15 protein-coding genes are annotated in these 18,200 nt (G+C 58.0%); 11 read left to right on the forward strand and 4 right to left on the reverse strand.

Annotation, left to right across the window (positions count from 1 at the left end; genetic code table 11):
* Nucleotides 1–104: 104 nt before the first annotated feature.
* Nucleotides 105–1,322, forward strand: a complete 1,218-nt coding sequence (locus Q0915_RS25560; protein WP_299483562.1) for an acyl-CoA dehydrogenase — start codon at nt 105–107, stop codon at nt 1,320–1,322.
* A gap of 173 nt (nt 1,323–1,495) precedes the next feature.
* On the opposite strand, the gene Q0915_RS25565 is transcribed toward Q0915_RS25560, so the two are convergent.
* Nucleotides 1,496–2,551 carry an N-formylglutamate amidohydrolase gene (locus tag Q0915_RS25565; protein ID WP_299483563.1) on the reverse strand — a complete coding sequence of 352 codons (1,056 nt, stop codon included), beginning with the start codon at nt 2,549–2,551 and terminating at the stop codon, nt 1,496–1,498.
* A gap of 369 nt (nt 2,552–2,920) precedes the next feature.
* Between Q0915_RS25565 and Q0915_RS25570 the strand changes: the two genes are divergently transcribed.
* Nucleotides 2,921–4,099, forward strand: a complete 1,179-nt coding sequence (locus Q0915_RS25570) for an aminotransferase class V-fold PLP-dependent enzyme (protein ID WP_299483564.1) — start codon at nt 2,921–2,923, stop codon at nt 4,097–4,099.
* A 90-nt stretch (nt 4,100–4,189) separates the two neighbouring features.
* Here the strand turns inward: Q0915_RS25570 and pap are convergent, their stop codons facing one another.
* Nucleotides 4,190–5,656 carry a polyphosphate:AMP phosphotransferase gene (pap, locus tag Q0915_RS25575; protein WP_299483565.1) on the reverse strand — a complete coding sequence of 489 codons (1,467 nt, stop codon included), beginning with the start codon at nt 5,654–5,656 and terminating at the stop codon, nt 4,190–4,192.
* 241 nt (nt 5,657–5,897) lie between these two features.
* On the opposite strand from pap, the gene Q0915_RS25580 reads away from it, so the two are divergent.
* From Q0915_RS25580 to sulP, 6 genes are all read left to right on the forward strand, one after another.
* Complete coding sequence (locus Q0915_RS25580) at nt 5,898–7,946, forward strand: bifunctional DedA family/phosphatase PAP2 family protein (RefSeq protein ID WP_299483566.1); 2,049 nt, start codon at nt 5,898–5,900, stop codon at nt 7,944–7,946.
* Between the two features lie 164 nt (nt 7,947–8,110).
* Nucleotides 8,111–8,539, forward strand: coding sequence for a YeeE/YedE family protein (locus Q0915_RS25585; protein ID WP_299483567.1), 429 nt, complete (start codon nt 8,111–8,113; stop codon nt 8,537–8,539).
* A 1-nt stretch (nt 8,540) separates the two neighbouring features.
* Entirely contained in the window at nt 8,541–8,981 is a 441-nt protein-coding gene (locus Q0915_RS25590) for a DUF6691 family protein (RefSeq protein WP_299483568.1), read from the forward strand.
* A 37-nt stretch (nt 8,982–9,018) separates the two neighbouring features.
* Nucleotides 9,019–9,912, forward strand: a complete 894-nt coding sequence (locus Q0915_RS25595; protein ID WP_299483569.1) for an MBL fold metallo-hydrolase — start codon at nt 9,019–9,021, stop codon at nt 9,910–9,912.
* 28 nt (nt 9,913–9,940) lie between these two features.
* Nucleotides 9,941–11,617, forward strand: a complete 1,677-nt coding sequence (locus Q0915_RS25600) for a bifunctional protein tyrosine phosphatase family protein/NAD(P)/FAD-dependent oxidoreductase (protein WP_299483570.1) — start codon at nt 9,941–9,943, stop codon at nt 11,615–11,617.
* 19 nt (nt 11,618–11,636) lie between these two features.
* Nucleotides 11,637–13,421, forward strand: a complete 1,785-nt coding sequence (gene sulP / locus Q0915_RS25605) for a sulfate permease (RefSeq protein ID WP_299483571.1) — start codon at nt 11,637–11,639, stop codon at nt 13,419–13,421.
* Between the two features lie 18 nt (nt 13,422–13,439).
* On the opposite strand, the gene Q0915_RS25610 is transcribed toward sulP, so the two are convergent.
* Complete coding sequence (locus Q0915_RS25610; protein WP_299483572.1) at nt 13,440–13,928, reverse strand: hypothetical protein; 489 nt, start codon at nt 13,926–13,928, stop codon at nt 13,440–13,442.
* A gap of 134 nt (nt 13,929–14,062) precedes the next feature.
* Between Q0915_RS25610 and Q0915_RS25615 the strand changes: the two genes are divergently transcribed.
* From Q0915_RS25615 to Q0915_RS25625, 3 genes are all read left to right on the forward strand, one after another.
* On the forward strand, nt 14,063–14,569 hold the full coding sequence (locus Q0915_RS25615) for an MmcB family DNA repair protein (protein ID WP_299483841.1): 507 nt from the start codon (nt 14,063–14,065) through the stop codon (nt 14,567–14,569).
* An 82-nt stretch (nt 14,570–14,651) separates the two neighbouring features.
* The gene (locus tag Q0915_RS25620) at nt 14,652–16,208 is read left to right on the forward strand and encodes a deoxyribodipyrimidine photo-lyase (protein ID WP_299483573.1); all 1,557 of its coding nucleotides are present in this window, start codon (nt 14,652–14,654) and stop codon (nt 16,206–16,208) included.
* A 2-nt stretch (nt 16,209–16,210) separates the two neighbouring features.
* The gene (locus Q0915_RS25625) at nt 16,211–16,411 is read left to right on the forward strand and encodes a DUF2256 domain-containing protein (protein WP_299483842.1); all 201 of its coding nucleotides are present in this window, start codon (nt 16,211–16,213) and stop codon (nt 16,409–16,411) included.
* Between the two features lie 467 nt (nt 16,412–16,878).
* On the opposite strand, the gene xylA is transcribed toward Q0915_RS25625, so the two are convergent.
* Nucleotides 16,879–18,198, reverse strand: coding sequence for a xylose isomerase (xylA, locus tag Q0915_RS25630; RefSeq protein WP_299483574.1), 1,320 nt, complete (start codon nt 18,196–18,198; stop codon nt 16,879–16,881).
* Between the last annotated feature and the right edge of the window lie 2 nt (nt 18,199–18,200).

The following is an 18,200-nucleotide window of genomic DNA, read 5'->3' on the forward strand; positions in this document are numbered from 1 at the left end:
GCCGGTCACACTCTCCAAATCAGAATGATCTCCGGTCAAATCGATTGCGCAATGCGCAATTTGGAGGTCAACAGATTTGCCAGCCTCGCAACAGGAGCAGCGCCATGAATGCACCCGTACAGATCAAGTCCTCCCCGTCCGGTGGCGGCACATTCGACTGGCAGGACCCATTTCACCTGCGCGACCAGTTGAAAGAGGACGAACAGCTCATCCAGGATACGGCGCGTGCCTTTGCACAGGAAAAGCTGTTGCCGCGCATCATCGATGCGTACCGGGAAGAGACAACGGATCGTGGCATTTTCAATGAAATGGGCGCCCTTGGATTGCTCGGTGTCACTCTTCCGGAAGACTACGGCTGCGCCGGTGCCTCGTATGTTTCCTACGGTGTGGTCGCGCGCGAAATCGAACGGGTCGATTCCGGTTACCGGTCGATGATGAGCGTGCAATCTTCTCTCGTCATGTATCCAATTTATGCATACGGCTCTGAAGAACAACGCCGGAAATACCTGCCCAAACTGGCCACGGGAGAGTATGTCGGCTGTTTCGGGCTGACCGAGCCTGACGCCGGTTCCGACCCCGCCGGAATGCGGACCCGCGCCGACAAGATCGACGGCGGATACCGGCTGACCGGCAGCAAAATGTGGATTTCAAACTCCCCGATTGCTGACGTTTTTGTCGTCTGGGCGAAGTCGGAAGCCCATGACGGTGCGATCCGGGGTTTTGTGCTCGACAAAGGCATGAAGGGTCTCTCGGCACCCAAGGTCGGTGGTAAGCTGTCGCTGCGCGCGTCGATCACCGGTGAGATCGTCATGGACGGCGTCGAAGTCGGCGAAGAAGCTCTGCTGCCCAATGTCTCCGGACTGAAGGGGCCGTTTGGATGTCTCAACCGGGCAAGATACGGCATTGCATGGGGTTCCATGGGTGCGGCGGAAGACTGCTGGACCCGTGCGCGCCAATATGGCCTTGACCGTGTGCAGTTTGGCCGCCCGCTGGCGCAAACCCAGCTGTTCCAGAAGAAACTCGCCGACATGCAGACCGAAATTTCACTGGGCCTGCAGGCTGCCTTGCGTGTCGGACAGCTTTTCGACGCCGGGAAAGCTTCTCCGGAAATGATCTCCATCATCAAGCGGAACAACTGCGGCAAGGCGCTGGAGATCGCGCGACAGGCACGGGATATGCACGGAGGCAATGGTATTCAGGAAGAATATCACGTCATGCGGCACAGCCAGAACCTTGAGACCGTAAACACTTATGAGGGCACGCACGACATTCACGCGCTGATCCTCGGCCGCGCGCAAACCGGTCTTCAGGCCTTTTTCTAAAAACGATCGTGAAAACGTGTGCGAGCAGCGCTCGCACACCGTCGGCAACTGCCCAATTCCAATCTTCGGGTGGCTTTCAGCCCGTTCACAGCAGTGGGGAGAAGCTTGCCGGCGATCAATCGGCCTGATCGCAGGGATAACGCCGACAGCCGCACCCGAACGAACGGGTCACTTCATTCGGCGACCAGCAGCGGGACCGGCCTATCCGGGTTCTGGGGATCATCGCCGGGCGCTGCATTTTGCGTCAGGGTCATTGGATCGACCGGAATGATCTCCTCTTGATCCGATGATGCCTGTGTCGGGTTTTCTTCAGATAGCGATACATTTTCTTCCGCCGGTTCAACCTCACCATCCTGAGCAGGCGTCTCGTCTGCATCGGTGTGTTCGACGGCATCCGGCGAGACCGGGTCACCGGTCTCGGTCCTGACAGCCTCAGTTCGTTCCTGCGTACCAACCCAAGCTATAATTCTTGAAAAACTGTCCGCGAGAACGGCCTGCAAGCGCGAAACACGGGTCCGGTCGGGCTCGAAGGGCGGGGACTCGTGACGAAGGTAGGATCGCTGCGCCAGAAGCAGCGTCAGGCAATGGATACCCTGTTCGGGCCTGCCGTAGGTCCGAACGATGTATCCGCCAGTCGTTTGCTCATCAACGCCAACGGTAAAGCCCTCCAAACCGCTGAACGACCCGACGAACAGGTTTCGCAGGTCAGCGTCGCAGGCAGTTCCGCCGGCGCTTCCGATGTTGACGACAGGCAATCCCTTGTCCGTCACGCCCTTGATCTGAGAACGCATCGACTGACAGTCCAGCAAAACAATGTTGCGATGCCTGCGCATCAACCTGTCGACCTGCTTGCGCAACTCCATATGAAACGGCGAATGAAACAGGAGAACCCTTTGTTCCAATTCAGTCGGGCCGGGTTCTTCGCCTTCCTGGTAGATTTTCTTGCCGTCCAGTGTCGTTTCCGGACAGAGGTCGGCGTTATCGACAGCGGCACCCGGTTGCGACGCAGGATCGACATCCGGATCGATGACGTAACGCGAAACGGAAGAACGCAGGACGGTCAGATCGAGGTCAGCGTGAAACCCGAACACACGCTCCAGCCGCCATGCCAGGTCTGCCTGAAGGCGGCCTGTCGCGTTGAACCGGCCTGACACCGCATTGGGCACATCGGTGCCGCTGTGCGGCAGGCACAGGATGATCGGGCTCTGTCCTTCATCAACCAAAATCATGTTGCAACGCCTAACCGACGAGACGGGACCTGCGCTAGAGTGAAGAATTTACTTTGCGGAAACAAGACATTTTCTTTGCAGCAGCAAGACATCCGCTTTCACGGTAAACGGCAGCGGATGCCGCAGCTGCCTGTGATTCCTAGGCTTATTACAGTCTGCCGGGCTTTCCAAGGCGCAACGGAATCAACTGATCGGGATCGAAGACCCAATCCGGATGTTCGCGTGCGCACAAAGCGCGGACGCGCGCGGGTGTTGCCCGTTCCCTTGACGCGCACACCAATGCAGGCAATTTTCTGTGTATTGCTTCCAACCTGCGGGCGCACTTGATCGCCCGGTCCAGTCTGATAACCGACCGCAAAAGGAAACCGGATGTCACTTCGCCACGGCAAAGAATTCCTGATGATTCCAGGACCGACCAACGTGCCCGACGAGGTTCTTAGAGCGATGCATCGCCCGGCGGTTGACATCTATGAAGGCCCACTGCTTGAGACGACGGATTTTTGCCTGACGAGCCTCAAGCGGCTGTTCCGGACAGAGGGCAAAACCTACATCTACACCGCCAACGGCCATGGCGCCTGGGATGCGGCCCTATGCAACACCTTGAAGCGGGGCGACAAAGTCCTCGTTCTGGAGTCCGGCCGTTTCGCGCTCGGTTGGGGGGAAGCTGCCGAGATTGCCGGGATAGAAGCGGAGATTCTCGAAGGTTCCTGGGACAAGAGCGTCGACCCGGCACGCCTGGAAGAACGCTTGCGCCAGGACACCGCACACGATATTGCAGCCGTTCTTGTGGTTCAGGTCGATACGGCTTCCGGGGTCTGGAATGACATTCTCGCCTTGCGGAAAGCCATCGACGCAGCCGGGCATCCCGCACTCTTCATGGTCGATACGATCGCATCACTTGGGTGCATGCCCTTTGAAATGGATGCATGGGGTGTCGATGTCGCCCTCACCGGATCACAGAAGGGCCTCATGTGTCCCCCCGGTCTTTCCTTTGTTGCGGCAAGCCCCAAAGCGGACAAAGCACACGAAACCGCGACCTTAAGAACCAATTACACAGACTGGACCTTCCGGCAGGGTCCCGAGCATTACCAGAAATACTGCGGCACGCCGCCGGAGCATCTGCTTTATGCCTTCCAGAGAGCGCTGGAGCTTTTGTTTGAAGAAGGGCTGGAACAGGCCTGGCACCGCCACGCACTTCTCGGCGAGGCCACCCGCCGCGCCGTATCAAAATGGTCGCAAGGAGGCGCTGTCGATTTTAATATCAGCGAGCCTCATGCACGATCAAACAGCGTAACTGTAGTGCGTCTGGAAAGCACACATGCATCGGACCTTCGCGAATTTACCAAGACCGTCTGCGGTGTAACGATCGGCGGTACGATCGGCGATATTTCCGGAAAAGGCATCCGCATTGCGCATATGGGGCACGTAAACGCGGTTATGCTGCTTGGAACACTTGGCGCGATTGAGCTCGGCTTCGATAAACTGTCCATTCCCCACGGCAAAGGCGGCGTTCGGGCGGCTATCGACTATCTCGCCGAGACGCTGTAACGGCGTTGCCGGAAGTCCCTGGTTTTGGCCGCAGCTTGGCATCAGCATTCTTTGCAGAAAATACACCACGACCCTTAAGCGTCTGAGGTACTAGAGCTTTTCTTCCAGACGACCGCAAATCGTTTTCAGCACCTGGATGCGTGCGTGCCTTTTGTTTTCCGATGAAACCAGCGTCCAGGGGGCATAGTGCGTCGACGTTCTGTCGACCATGTCCCCCGCGGCAATGGCATACTGGTCCCATTTCAGCCGGTTGCGCCAATCTTCATCTGTGATCTTGTGCTGCTTGTAGGCTGTGTCTTCCCGGGCCTTGAAGCGGCGGAGCTGCTCTTCCTCAGAAATGGCCAGCCAGAATTTGCAGACAATATATCCGAAATCGGTCAACTCCTGTTCGAATTCATTGATTTCGTTATACGCCCGCAGCCAGTCATTATGTCCCGCGAAACCCTCGACGCGTTCGACGAGGACACGCTCATACCAGGACCGGTCAAAAATCGCGAAATGCCCCTTGCGCGGAACCCGGCGCCAGAACCGCCAGAGATAGGGGCGCGCCTTTTCCTCGTCTGTCGGTGCCGAGATCGGATGCACCTTGTAGATCCGCGGATCGAGCGGGCGGATGACCCGCCGGATCGCGCCGCCCTTGCCGGCCGCGTCATTTCCCTGAAACACGAGAACAACGCCGGTCTTTGACATTGATTTGCGATCGGAAAGCTCCGAGAGCGTATCCTGATATTTGCGCCGGAGTTTTTCGTATTCTTCCTTTTCCAGCTTCTCGGTCAGATCGATGGTGTCGACGGCCGTCTCCCGTTCCAATCCACCTACCACAGGCGGTGCGGCGACGGATTGAGGTTCGCTATCTTCCAGTTTCAAGCTCATCGACCTTGCCACTGTCTGCGCGAGAGCGGCATCGCGGTATTCAGGATCCTGCGAGGGGATAACGAACCAGGGGGCATATCCCTTGCTTGTTTCCAGAACTATTTTTTCGCCCGCTTCACTCGCCCTCTTGTGGTGTTTGAGGGCGGCCCAGTCGGCCAGGACATGGCGGGCTGCGTTTTTCTTCTCGATTTTTTTCAGCCGTTCCTCCTGCACATCTTTGGGCAGAAGGAACCAGAACTTGAGTATCAGCACGTCCTCGTTGGAGAGCATTTCCTCAAACTTGCGGATCCGGACAAGCGCTTTTTCAAACGCGTCCTCGTCGATTTTCTTATAGATCCAGTCCCGCAAGACGGACTGGTACCAGCTACCGAATACAATCGCCGTTTCCCCCTTGGCAGGCAGATCGCGCCAATAGCGCCACAGAGGCGGGCGCAGCCGGGCTTCGTCCGTCGGTTCGCCATAGGCGTTGCAGACCAGATGACGCGCGTCCATCCATCCGTAAAGACGTGCCACAGCTTCGCCCTTGCCGGCTCCATCCAGTCCGTCGACAAGGATCAGTGTGGAATAGGGTTTGTGCTCAATGACCGGCAGCTGTGCCGTAAGCAGGGATTCCCGCAGCTCGGGCTCCATCTTCTTGAAGATCTTTTTTGTCATTTTTTGCGGCAAACGGGCGGATTCAAACATCAACGGCTCCTGAAAAGGCGTGCTGAGTGCATCTTGTCGCAGCCGGCGTCAAAATTCTATCGTTGATATCAATCCTGCGCCGAAACGATTTTTCGCTATTGGTTGCAGGGTTCAGCGCTTATATGAAACGCTAATCGAATCAACCGGGCCGGATTTTACTCCCGGACCTGGCTCAATCGATACGTTTGGCCGTACCCGAGCCTTTTGAAATGTTGCATTACAGTCAGACTGACGGACATCCGTGACCGAACTTCTTGACCACGTACTGACCTTTATTGCCGAAAACCCGGGGCTGGCCGGCCTTATTTGCTTTCTGGCCGCCATGGGCGAAGCACTTTTCATTATCGGCCTGTTCGTCCCCACGACCGTCGTTCTGGTCGGCGCGGGAACACTTGTCGGGCTGGGCAAGCTGGACCCGGTTCCGCTCTTCATCTGGACAACGCTTGGCGCGACGGCAGGAGATGCGATTTCCTACTGGATCGGCTATCGGTTCAAAGACAAGATCAAAAGCATGTGGCCGCTCAACAAGTACAGCCACATGATTGAAAGCGGCGAGAAATTCTTCCAGCGCCATGGCGGGAAGAGCGTGTTCTTCGGCCGGTTCGTTCCGGGCGTAAAGTCCGTCGTGCCTGGAATCGCCGGTATGGCAGGCATGAACTTCACGCGTTTTTCCATCGTCAATGTCACGTCGGCCTTTGCCTGGACGATCGCCCATATGGGCCCTGGTATCATCGCAGGCTCCGCCCTCAGCGCCATCGGTCAGATCAGCGGCCGGCTTGCCTTTGTTCTCGGCGCACTTTTGCTCATCATTTTCCTCATCGTGATGCTGGGACGGTGGCTCATCCTGATCATTCTGCCGCTTTTTCCAAATGCTCACGCCGCGATCATTTCATGGGTTGCCAAACATCCGGACCGGGTGTCGCAATGGATCGCGCGCAATTTCGATCCCAAGCACCCGCGATCGGCAGGCATGCTTGCCTCGGCACTATTGCTTCTGATCACCATGCCCGCCTTCTTCTGGGTTGTCGGGCAGGTTGCCCCCGGCGAACCGATGGTGCGCGCCGATCTGTCGATCCTGAACTTCTTCGACAGTCTGCGCACACCTGTCGGCGACAAGATCATGGTGTTCTTTACGACACTCGGCGACGGGGTCGTGGTAACGGCTGTTACGCTCGCGGTTGCGGTCTATCTTTTCGTGCGGAAAGCCTGGCGCCGGGGCATCGGGTTCATCATTGCCATGGCGGGGACGGCCATGTTCGTGCCCCTGTTCAAATTGCTCCTGCACCGCTCACGTCCGATCGAACTCTATGCGGGAGCGGATGCCTACAGCTTTCCAAGCGGCCACGCGACATTGACCGCCGTCCTGTTCGGTATTTGTGCTGTCCTGATCGCGCATGACCTGAACCGGTGGCTGAAGGCCACAGTCTTTACCGTGATTGCGACGCTGGTGATCACGATCGGGTTTTCCAGGGTCTATCTGGGCGCTCACTGGATGTCTGACGTCCTCGCCGGGCTGCTTTTCGGAACCGCGATGGTCTCAGCCTTCGCCTTCGTTTTCGGACCGATCCATAACGAGAAGATCGGACGGTCGACACTTGCCGGACTCGTCTTTGCAACATTGGTGGTCTTCGGTGGATGGCACATCCATGCAAGCTTCGACCATGCGCTTCTGACATATCAGCCGAGAAGCGATACGGAGGTTCTGACCGCGTCGGGCTGGCGTGAAAGCGAGTGGCAATCTCTTCCCGCCAGAAGGATCGAGCTGAACGGCGACCAGGAAGAACCCCTCGTGATCCAGTTTGCCGGTTCACTTTCGAGCTTCGCAACAACCGCAGAAAAAGACGGATGGCTGCGTCCGCCGAAGTGGTCCCTGACGACAGCCGGCGGCTTCGTTGAAGGCGAGACACCACCCGATTCCCTTCCAATCCTGCCGCGCAGCCAGAACGGCAGGCAGCCGGACCTCGTCCTGATACACAAGGATCCGGACGAAGAACGCGGCGGCCGCTGGGTTCTGCGCCTGTGGCCAAGCAGGTACCAGATTCTGGAGGGCGGCGTCCTGCAACCGCTCTATCTCGGCAGTGTGGTCCACGAAGATATTCTGCGCCCCATGGGCGAGTTTTCCGGCCCAAGAACGGATCGCTACACGCCACCCGCTTCAGAGAACCCGGCTTTGCTTATCCCGGGTGCCCAGCAGAAAACACGCCCCGATGGAATCGGAGTGGTTCTAAGCTTCGGCAAAGAAAGAGCTGATCCGGCAGACAAATCTGCAGCCGGCGCGCAAGGTCAATGACCGGGGTTCTCGATCCAGGCCCCTGACGCGTGTCAGCGAGCCCTATTCTCAAAGGCAACAATCCAGACGCAGACAAAATGTAGCAGGCCGTGAAAGCGGGTTGTGGGTTGCGACTTTTTCATAATATTCATATATTCGAAAATAATATAAACATGAGGCTCATGATGACCGATTTCACACCCCTTCAAAGCCTGACTGGCGGCATGCTGATCGGATTGGCAGCAGTCGCCCTGATGATGATGCACGGACGCATTGCCGGGATCAGCGGTATCGTGAACGGCCTCTTGACCCTGCAGTTGAACAAGGACTGGGCCTGGCGCGCCGCATTCCTTGCCGGAATGATCCTTAGTCCCTTGATCCTGCTGGTCGCGACCGGACGGCTGCCGGACATTCAGATACCCGTAGCGGCACCACTTCTTGCCGTCGGCGGATTTCTCATAGGCATAGGCGTGACCCTAGGGTCCGGCTGCACAAGCGGTCACGGTGTCTGCGGCATGTCACGCCTTTCAAAACGCTCGATCGCAGCAACACTCACGTTCATGGTCACCGCAGTGATCACCGTTTTTGTTATCCGGCACACACTGGGAGGCTGATTTGGCACGCATTCTCTCCGCCTTTGTCATCGGCCTGATCTTCGGCACCGGCATCCTGGTGTCCGGAATGGGAAATCCGGCAAAAGTTCTCAACTTCTTTGATCTTGCAGGAACATGGGATCCCAGCCTTGCCTTCGTAATGGGTGGCGCACTGCTCGTCACGGCAATCGGCTATCGTGTGGTCCTCACAAAACCCGAACCTGTCCTTGAAGGATCTTTTTTGCTGCCGGCGAGGCGCGACCTGGATTTGAAGCTCATTGGCGGTTCCGCGGTTTTCGGCATCGGCTGGGGCATGGCCGGATTTTGCCCGGGCGGCCTCGTGCCCGTGCTCGGCCTTGGAATGGCTGAACCCGCGCTGACGGCAGTTTCCATCGTGGCAGGCATGCTGGCGGCCAGGTGGACGTCCCGGATAGCCCTCAAAAAACAACCGGCCGGTGCCTGACCAACTTCAGCAACCGGCTCACCCATGGAGGAATATGATGTTGCGCTCGAACTACCCGGTCGACATGACGGTTGTCCCCGAGGTGAAGGCTTTCTTCGATCCGGCGACGAATACCATCAGCTATGTGGTCAAGGACCCGGCATCGAAGGCCTGCGCCGTCGTCGACAGCGTCATGGATATCGACTATGCCGCCGGGCGGATCACCTATGACCATGCGGACGAGATCATCGCCTATATCCAGGACAATGGTCTGGACCTGGAATGGCTGATCGAGACCCATGTCCATGCTGACCACCTGTCCGGTGCGCCCTACATCCAGCAAAAGCTCGGCGGCAAGCTGGGCATCGGTGACAAGATCACCGTGGTGCAGGAAACCTTCGGCAAGGTGTTCAACGAAGGCACGGAGTTCCAGCGCGACGGCAGCCAGTTCGACCGCCTGTTCCAGGACGGCGATACCTACACGATCGGCGGGATGACGGCCTTTGCCATGTCGACCCCGGGCCACACGCCGGCCTGCATGGTGCATGTGATGGGCAACGCCGCCTTTGCGGGCGATACGCTGTTCATGCCGGACGGGGGCTCTGCGCGGGCGGACTTTCCGGGTGGCGATGCAGCCATGCTTTACGATTCGATCCAGAAGGTCCTGGCGCTGCCGGACGACATGCGGCTTTACATGTGCCACGACTACGGCCCGAACGGGCGCGACATCCAGTGGGAGACCACGGTCGGGGACGAGAAAGAGCACAACATCCATGTCGGCGGGGGCAAGTCGAAGGAGGATTTCGTCAAGTTCCGTACGGAACGCGATGCGCAGCTGGCCATGCCGAAGCTGATCATCCCGTCACTTCAGGTAAACATGCGCGCCGGCAAGCTGCCACCGGCCGATGACAGCGGAAAAACCTTCCTGAAGGTCCCGGTGAACGGGATTTAGAGATTTTCGCAAAACCAGGGAGGACACAATGCCAACACACAAAATCGATGAGCAACTTTCCGTTTCGCCTCAGATAAAACCGGAAGATCTCGCAGACATAGCGCAGTCGGGCTTCCGGTCCATTATCTGCAACCGGCCGGATGGTGAAGGCGCGGACCAGCCTACTTTCGAAGAGATAGAAACTGCTGCCGGCAAATTCGGCATCGAAACGCACTATCTGCCCATCGTTGCCGGGAAGGTTCGGGACGAAGATGCGGCTGAGTTCGGCGATCTTCTGAAAAGATTGCCAAAACCCGTGTTTGCCTATTGCCGGACAGGAACGCGATCGGCAACGCTCTGGTCGCTTTCACAGGCCGGGTCGCTTTCCGTTGCCGATATTCTGGCGCGAACAAAGACTGCCGGATACGACATGGCAGGGGTCGTCCGTCGCATCGTCAACGGCGGCCGAACGCCGACTGAGACAGCTGAAGACGCACGTTTCGATGTTGTCATCGTCGGAGGCGGTGCCGCCGGCATATCCGTTGCGTCCAGTCTCCTCTCCCGCAAGCCAGATCTAGAGATCGCAATCATCGATCCTGCCGACGTCCACTACTACCAGCCCGGCTGGACGATGGTTGGGGGCGGTGTTTTCGACGCCGCCCATACCGCCAAGACGATGGGTTCGCTCATCCCCAAGGGTGTTCACTGGATCAAGTCAGCCGTTGCAGCCTTTGAACCGAAGGACGACGCCGTTGTTCTGGATGGATGCAGGGTCGTGAAATATGGCCGTCTTGTCGTGTGTCCAGGTCTGAAACTTGACTGGCATGGCGTCGAAGGGCTTGTCGACACGCTTGGCAAAAACGGCGTGACGTCGAATTACCGCTATGACCTTGCGCCCTACACCTGGCAACTGGTTCGGGAAACACAAACAGGCCGCGCGGTCTTCACGCAGCCACCGATGCCGATCAAATGTGCCGGTGCGCCTCAAAAGGCCATGTACCTGTCAGCCGATCATTGGCGAAAAACGGCAAAGCTCGGCAATATCGATATCCAGTTCATGAATGCGGGTGGTGTCCTGTTCGGCGTGAAGGACTACGTTCCCGCCCTTATGGGCTATGTGAAACGCTACGGCATTGCCTTGAATTTCTTTCACAATCTGGTTTCGATCGACGGACCTGCAAAGCGCGCGACATTCGAGGTGCGCGAAGCGGACAAGGAGCCGCGTCAGGTCAATATCGAATTCGACATGATCCACGTGACCCCGCCGCAGTGCGCGCCGGATTTCATCCGCGTATCGCCGCTTGCCGACGCGGGCGGCTGGGTCGATGTCGACCAGACGACACTCCGCCACAAGACACACGAAAACATTTGGGCCCTTGGCGACGTCATGAACGCTCCCAACGCAAAGACGGCGGCGGCGGCCCGCAAACAGGCTCCCGTCGTTGCCGAAAATCTGATTTCGGATATCAAGGGCCACAGTGCCACAGCCCAGTATGACGGATATGGATCCTGCCCGCTCACAGTCGAGCGCGGCAAGATCGTCCTGGCTGAATTCGGCTACGGCGGCACGCTGTTGCCGAGCTTTCCGCGTTGGCTGGTGGACGGGACCAGACCAACGCGGACGGCATGGCTTTTAAAGGAACGGGTCCTGCCACCGGTCTACTGGCGTGCGATGTTGCGCGGCAAAGAGTGGATGGCGAAGCCGGAAAAAGTGTCTGCGGCGTAAAACGCAAGAGAACGTGTGTATGAGATTGATCCGTCGCTATCTGCCCATTCTTGACTGGGGCCGCGAGTATGACAGGGCGACAGCGACGGGTGATCTCGTTGCGGCGGTCATCGTGACCATCATGCTGATACCGCAATCGCTTGCCTATGCGCTGCTCGCAGGTTTGCCCGCCGAAGTCGGCCTCTATGCGTCCATACTCCCGCTGGTCGCCTACACCATCTTCGGCACGAGCCGTGCCCTTGCCGTCGGACCGGTCGCGGTTGTCTCACTGATGACGGCATCCGCTGTCGGCGAACTCGCCGCGCAGGGCACACCGGAATATCTGGGGGCTGCAATCGTTCTGGCGTTTCTGTCCGGTATCACCCTGCTGGTCATGGGCTTCTTGCGTCTCGGATTTCTTGCCAACCTGCTCAGTCATCCGGTGATTTCAGGTTTCATCACCGCGTCCGGATTGCTGATTGCCGCCAGTCAGCTGAAGCACATCCTCGGCATACCGGCCAATGGCCACACGCTTGTTGAGATCCTGCAGTCGATCTTGCAGCATGCGCATGAAATCAACTGGCTCACCTTTGCAATCGGGGCAGGCGCCACGGCTTTTCTGTTCTGGGCACGAAAGGGTCTCAAGAAGCTTTTGCTGCGACTTGGAACAGGAGCGTTTCTTGCCGACATTCTCGCGAAAGCCGGGCCAGTCGCCGCTGTCGCTGTCACGACTCTCGCTGCAACCCTCTTTGACCTGGCGGACAGAGGCGTGCGCCTTGTTGGTGACATTCCGCAGGGCCTGCCAATTCCGCAACTGCCTACCTTTGACAGCGAACTCTGGCTGGCTCTGGCGGGTCCTGCATTGCTGATTTCGGTCATAGGCTTCGTGGAGTCTGTTTCAATCGCGCAGACACTTGCGGCGAAAAAGCGCCAACGGATCGACCCGGATCAGGAACTTATAGGACTGGGCGCTTCAAACATCGCCTCCGCAGTCTCAGGCGGTTATCCTGTTACCGGAGGATTTGCGCGCTCGGTCGTCAATTTCGATGCGGGAGCCGCAACACCGGCCGCCGGGGCCTTTACCGCTGTCGGCATTGCACTTGCGGCACTTTTCCTGACCCCTCTTCTCTCCAATCTTCCTCAGGCGACACTAGCCGCAACCATTATTGTCGCGGTCCTGTCACTCGTCGATCTTGCCGCGATCAAGCGCACATTCATCTATTCAAAAGCTGACTTTTCGGCGATGGCCGTCACAATTCTTGTAACACTTCTCGTCGGCGTTGAGACCGGTGTCGTCACCGGCGTCGCCCTATCGCTGGCGCTTCATCTTTACCGCAGCAGCAGGCCCCATATGGCAATCGTCGGCGTTGTTCCTGGCACGGAACATTTCCGCAATGTCGACCGGCACAAGGTGGTGACGGGCAACAGCGTCCTGACGCTCAGGGTCGATGAGAGCCTGTTCTTTGCCAATGCCAGATTTCTGGAGGACAGGATCTACCAGCTGGCGGCGGAAAGGCCTGATCTCAAACACATCGTGCTCATGTGCCCGGCGGTCAACGCAATAGACGCAAGCGCCCTTGAAAGCCTGGAAACCATCAATCACCGGCTTTCGGAAGCAGGCGTTCTGTTCCACCTTTCCGAAGTCAAAGGGCCGGTCATGGACCGGCTGAAACGCTCAGATTTCCTGCAGGAACTTTCAGGTCAGGTGTTCCTGAGCCAGTACGACGCGCTTTCAACGCTCGATCCGCTGACATCTCATATCGCGGACGGAGCTGGAAAAAACGATCCCACAAGAACACCCGCCTGGGCCGGACCGGTGATTTAAGACCAAGCCGTGGAAAAGCTATTGCCCGTCTTCCGCCTTCAGAACCGGTGTAATCATTTCACAGAAGCGAAAATGGACCGGGGGCCGCTCGCCCTCCTGAACCAACAGACCGCGATTACCGCGCGGCTGAACCGTGACGAGTTCGATCGATTCCGCGCCATTGTTCAACAGGCAATTGATGGCCGCACGCTGCGTGTCCAGCCGCCCAAGTTCAGCGCCGTATACTTGGCAGATTCGGTCCGGCATTTCCCAAAGTCCGCGATAGATCGCGAGCGTGCTTCCCGGTTCGCTCTGGTCGATACGCGAAGCCGGGCAGTCGTTCAAATCCCGCACCCAGATGCCTTGTGCAAAATCGGCAAAACGCAAATCCAGTGCCCGTCCCTTTAATAGCGGTGCGGATTTCGGCACCTGTACTTTCAGGTCACCCTTGGCGGCATTAGCGGGATTGACCGGCAAGACGACGATTGCGGTCACCACAATTGCCCGCCAAAGAAAATCGAAACGCATAACCCCTCCTGGTTTCTTGGCCTTCACCATAGCCGCGCTGCACAAATCTAGAAACCGGCAATTTTTCCCAAGCGACAACCAGGATAATCGGAGCTCTTGCAAAAAGCGAACAAAAATGGAACAAAATAAGCATGATGGAAAACCCGCAGCAGACAAAGGGACGGATTCGGCTGGATGATCCGCTGGTCGACGGACGGCAGTCGGAGACCGCTTTGAAGGTCTGGCGGGGAACTGCTCGGCTCATGCGGCAGCTTGACTTTGCGTGTCTCGCCGAAGTTACGCTTGCTTCATCGCGCCGGGCCGATCTGCTTGCGCTCGGTCCTAAACACGAGCTCTGGATCGTCGAAGTCAAATCCTCGATTGCAGATTTTCGCGCCGATACGAAATGGCCCGAGTACAGGCAACATTGCGACCGGCTTTTCTTTGCAACACACGCGGACGTCCCGCTGGATATCTTCCCCGAAGAGGCAGGTCTCATCGTTTCAGACGGCTTCGGCGCCGAGATTCTGCGCGAAGCGCCGGAACACAAACTTGCAGCCGCGACGCGAAAGTCCGTGACCCACCGGTTCGCGCGTCACGCGGCCAACCGCTTGCACGATATTTCCGATCCCGACGGAAAGCGGTTCCCGGAAGGTCTTTGATCGCAGAGCGCCATAGGCGATCCATTTGCTTTGCGATGCGTAGACTGTCCCATTACCACCGACAAGTGAGCGTGCCGCATCCGTGTCTCCTACCGTACAAGTTGTCTGGTTCAAGAAAGACCTGCGCATTCAAGATCATGCGCCTTTGAAGCGTGCCAGCCTGCGCGGACCTGTCTTGCCGCTCTACGTGGTTGAGCCGGATTTCTGGCGGCAGCCCGACTCGTCGGAGCGTCACTATCTGTTTTTAAAAGAATGCCTTGCTGATCTGCAGCAGGAATTGGCAGCGCAGGGGCAACCGCTGCTCATTCGGACCGGCGAAATCGTTGATGTGCTCGAGCATCTTTCAAAGGACGTTGTGATTGCAGGTCTCTGGTCTCACGAAGAAACCGGCAACAACTGGACCTATGGGCGTGACAAGAAAGTTGCTGACTGGTGCAGATTGGAAGGCATTCCCTGGACAGAGTGCCGCCAGACCGGCGTCTTGCGGCGCTTGAAAAACCGGGATGGCTGGGCGGCGAAGTGGGACAGCTTCATGGCCGAACGACCGGTCGACCCGGCCCGGCTGAAGCCAGTTCATGGGCTCGAACCCGGAAATCTGCCGGACGCCAGCTCAATCGGACTTGCTGCAGATCCCTGCCCTCAGCGGCAAAGCGGAGGACGCGCGGCGGGCCTTGAAACCCTGCAGAGTTTCCTCTTCGACCGCGGCAAGCCCTATCGAGCGGCGATGGCAACCCCGGTTCGCGCTTTTACGGCCTGCTCAAGACTGTCTCCGCATCTCACCTTTGGAACGCTTTCCCTGCGAGAAGTCGCACAAGCCACCTGGGCGCGGCAGAAAGACCTGAAGCAAAGTGATTTCAAGGGCCGCAGTACCTGGCAGGGCGCAATGCGCTCTTTTTCAGGACGGCTGCACTGGCACTGCCATTTCATGCAGAAGCTTGAGGATGAACCGCGTTTGGAGTTTGAAAACCTTCATCGTGCCTATGACGGGCTTCGTCCCAGGGAATCCGATCGGTCACGGTTGGCAGCCTGGCAAGCAGGCGAAACGGGCCTTCCATTTGTGGATGCCTGCATGCGATGCCTTGCTGCGACCGGCTGGATGAATTTTCGCATGCGCGCCATGCTGATCGCTGTCTCCAGTTATCATTTGTGGCTCGACTGGCGTGCGCCCGGTGAACATCTCGCGCGCCTTTTCACAGACTATGAGCCCGGCATTCACTGGCCGCAGGTGCAGATGCAGTCCGGCACCACCGGGATCAACACGATTCGGATCTATAATCCTGTCAAACAGGGACTGGATCAGGATCCGGACGGGGACTTCGTCCGGCGGTGGGTGCCGGAACTCCAACAGATCGACACGGCCCACATACATGAGCCCTGGAAAGCAGAAAATGCAGGCAGCGTCCTTGGAAAGATCTATCCGTTCCCGATTGTCGATCACGTTAGCGCGGCACGCGACGCACGGGAAAAGGTCTGGGGCGTGCGCAAAGGCCAGGCGTTCAGAGGAAGAGCGGCCGATATTCAAAGCAGGCATGGCAGCCGCAAGAGCGGCATTCCCATGCGGGGCCAGGAGCGTTCCCGGGGGCAGGGGCGCAGGAAAACTTCGCCGGACCAGGCCGATCTTTTTGGCGAAACCTTATGAAAATGCGCAGAAAAGGCGATTTGCCGCAAAAGATCTGCGCTGCATGCGGCCGTCCTTTCGCGTGGCGGAAAAAGTGGGAGCGGGTCTGGGAAGAGGTTCGGTTCTGTTCGGACAGGTGCCGACGGCAACGCGCAAAGCAAAAGCCACCCGCTGCGAGAATGGCGGGCCCGGCATCCATTTCACGAGGTCATTGCAGGACTTGATCCTGCAATCCATTCCGATCCGGTGCCGCCAATGCAGGCGCGTTGGAGACACAACAGCTTGGATGCAATGGTCCGGCCCACTGCTGTCCGGTTTAACCCGAAATAGGTCTAGTGAGGTGATCACCAGCCAATGATCTTGTCATTCCGGCTAAAGCGCAGCGGAGGGCCGGAACCCAGTAGCCACCAGCTTTTCTTTCTATTTTAACTCCGGCCACAAACGGTACTGGTTCCCGGTCTTGCCGCTTTCGCGGCAAACCGGGACGACAATTCCAGGAGATAATCCGGTATCCCGACTTGGAAACGAACGGAATTATGCCGCCTACTCAACGGCATATGTTGGAAAGTGACTTCTAAACCGGACAGCAGTGGGTCGAGCCAAGGCATGACCAATGCGGTGTTGCTTTCAAATGCTCACAGTGTCGTCCCGGTTCCCCGTTTTCGCGGCAAACCGGGCGACACACGTGTCGTTAGACAAACAGGTTCGCAAGGCTCTCCAGGTATTCCTGCCGACCCGACTTCGGCTGCGGCTCCAGGTCTGCGGCGTGAACGCGATCGGCGAGGGCTTCGAGTGAAGACCCGCCCTTGAGGATTTCTGCGTTTTCAGGCTTTTGCCAATCTGCATAGCGGTCATCGACAAAGCCTTTCAGCCGCCCGTCCTCAATCATGGCCGCCGCAGCTTTCAGACCACGCGCGATCGCATCCGCCGACCCGACATGGCCCTGGATCAGATCAACCGGGTCCAGCGACTGGCGGCGCAGCTTGGCGTCGAAGTTGGTGCCGCCTGTTGCGAAGCCGCCATCCATCAGGATCTCGTAGTATGCGAGCGCCAGTTCAGGCACGTTCATGCCGAAATGGTCGGTGTCCCAGCCGCACTGGTAGTCATTCCGGTTCATGTCCACGGACCCGAGAATGCCGAAAGAGCGGGCCATATGAAGTTCGTGTTCAAAGGAATGGCCGGCCAGGATCGCATGACCCTGTTCAATGTTCATCTTGACTTCGTTTTCAAGGCCATAGGCCTGCAGGAAGCCGTAGACGGTCGCCACGTCGTAGTCGTACTGGTGCTTGCTTGGTTCCTGGGGCTTAGGCTCGATCAGAATCGTCCCGGTAAAGCCGATCTTGTGCTTGTACTCAACCACCATGTTGAGGAACCGGCCAAGCTGGTCGAGCTCCTGCTTGGCGTTGGTGTTCAGAAGCGTTTCGTAGCCCTCCCGGCCACCCCAGAGCACGTAGTTGGAACCCTTCAGGCGATAGGTGACATCCATCGCGTTTTTGACCTGGGCAGCCGCATAGGCAAAGACATCCGGGTCCGGATTGGTCGCGGCACCCGACATGAAGCGGCGGTTGGAGAACATGTTGGCCGTTCCCCACAGAAGCCCGATGCCGGTATCGGCCATCTTTTTCTCGAAGATGTCGGCGATCGCGTTCACATTGGCATTGCTCTCGGCCAGTGTGCTGCCTTCCGGTGCGATGTCACGGTCATGGAAGGTAAAGAACGGCATTCCGAGGATCTGGAACATCTCGAAGGCCACGTCCGCCTTGAGCTTCGCCTGCTCCATTGGGTCGCCACCGGCCGCCATCCAGGGCCGCAGGAAGGTTTCGCCGCCAAACGGGTCTCCACCCGGCCAGCAGAAGCTGTGCCAGTAGCAAACGGCAAGCCGAAGGTGATCCTCCATCCGCTTGCCCAGAACGACTTCGTCCTTGTTGTAATGGCGATAGGTCAGCGGATCGCGGCTGTCAGGTCCGGAATATTCAATCGGCTGCAGATCGCCAAAAAACCCAGTGCTCATGT

This window comes from uncultured Roseibium sp. (genome assembly GCF_947494555.1).
Lineage (GTDB): Bacteria > Pseudomonadota > Alphaproteobacteria > Rhizobiales > Stappiaceae > Roseibium.

Coding starts and splice junctions, on each gene's coding strand:
- Q0915_RS25560 (WP_299483562.1), top strand. CDS start 105: ATGAATGCACCCGTACAGATCAAGTCCTCCCCGTCCGGTGGCGGCACA.
- Q0915_RS25565 (WP_299483563.1), bottom strand. CDS start 2,551: ATGATTTTGGTTGATGAAGGACAGAGCCCGATCATCCTGTGCCTGCCG.
- Q0915_RS25570 (WP_299483564.1), top strand. CDS start 2,921: ATGTCACTTCGCCACGGCAAAGAATTCCTGATGATTCCAGGACCGACC.
- pap (WP_299483565.1), bottom strand. CDS start 5,656: ATGTTTGAATCCGCCCGTTTGCCGCAAAAAATGACAAAAAAGATCTTC.
- Q0915_RS25585 (WP_299483567.1), top strand. CDS start 8,111: ATGACCGATTTCACACCCCTTCAAAGCCTGACTGGCGGCATGCTGATC.
- Q0915_RS25595 (WP_299483569.1), top strand. CDS start 9,019: ATGTTGCGCTCGAACTACCCGGTCGACATGACGGTTGTCCCCGAGGTG.
- Q0915_RS25600 (WP_299483570.1), top strand. CDS start 9,941: ATGCCAACACACAAAATCGATGAGCAACTTTCCGTTTCGCCTCAGATA.
- sulP (WP_299483571.1), top strand. CDS start 11,637: ATGAGATTGATCCGTCGCTATCTGCCCATTCTTGACTGGGGCCGCGAG.
- Q0915_RS25610 (WP_299483572.1), bottom strand. CDS start 13,928: ATGCGTTTCGATTTTCTTTGGCGGGCAATTGTGGTGACCGCAATCGTC.
- Q0915_RS25615 (WP_299483841.1), top strand. CDS start 14,063: ATGGAAAACCCGCAGCAGACAAAGGGACGGATTCGGCTGGATGATCCG.
- Q0915_RS25625 (WP_299483842.1), top strand. CDS start 16,211: ATGCGCAGAAAAGGCGATTTGCCGCAAAAGATCTGCGCTGCATGCGGC.
- xylA (WP_299483574.1), bottom strand. CDS start 18,198: ATGAGCACTGGGTTTTTTGGCGATCTGCAGCCGATTGAATATTCCGGA.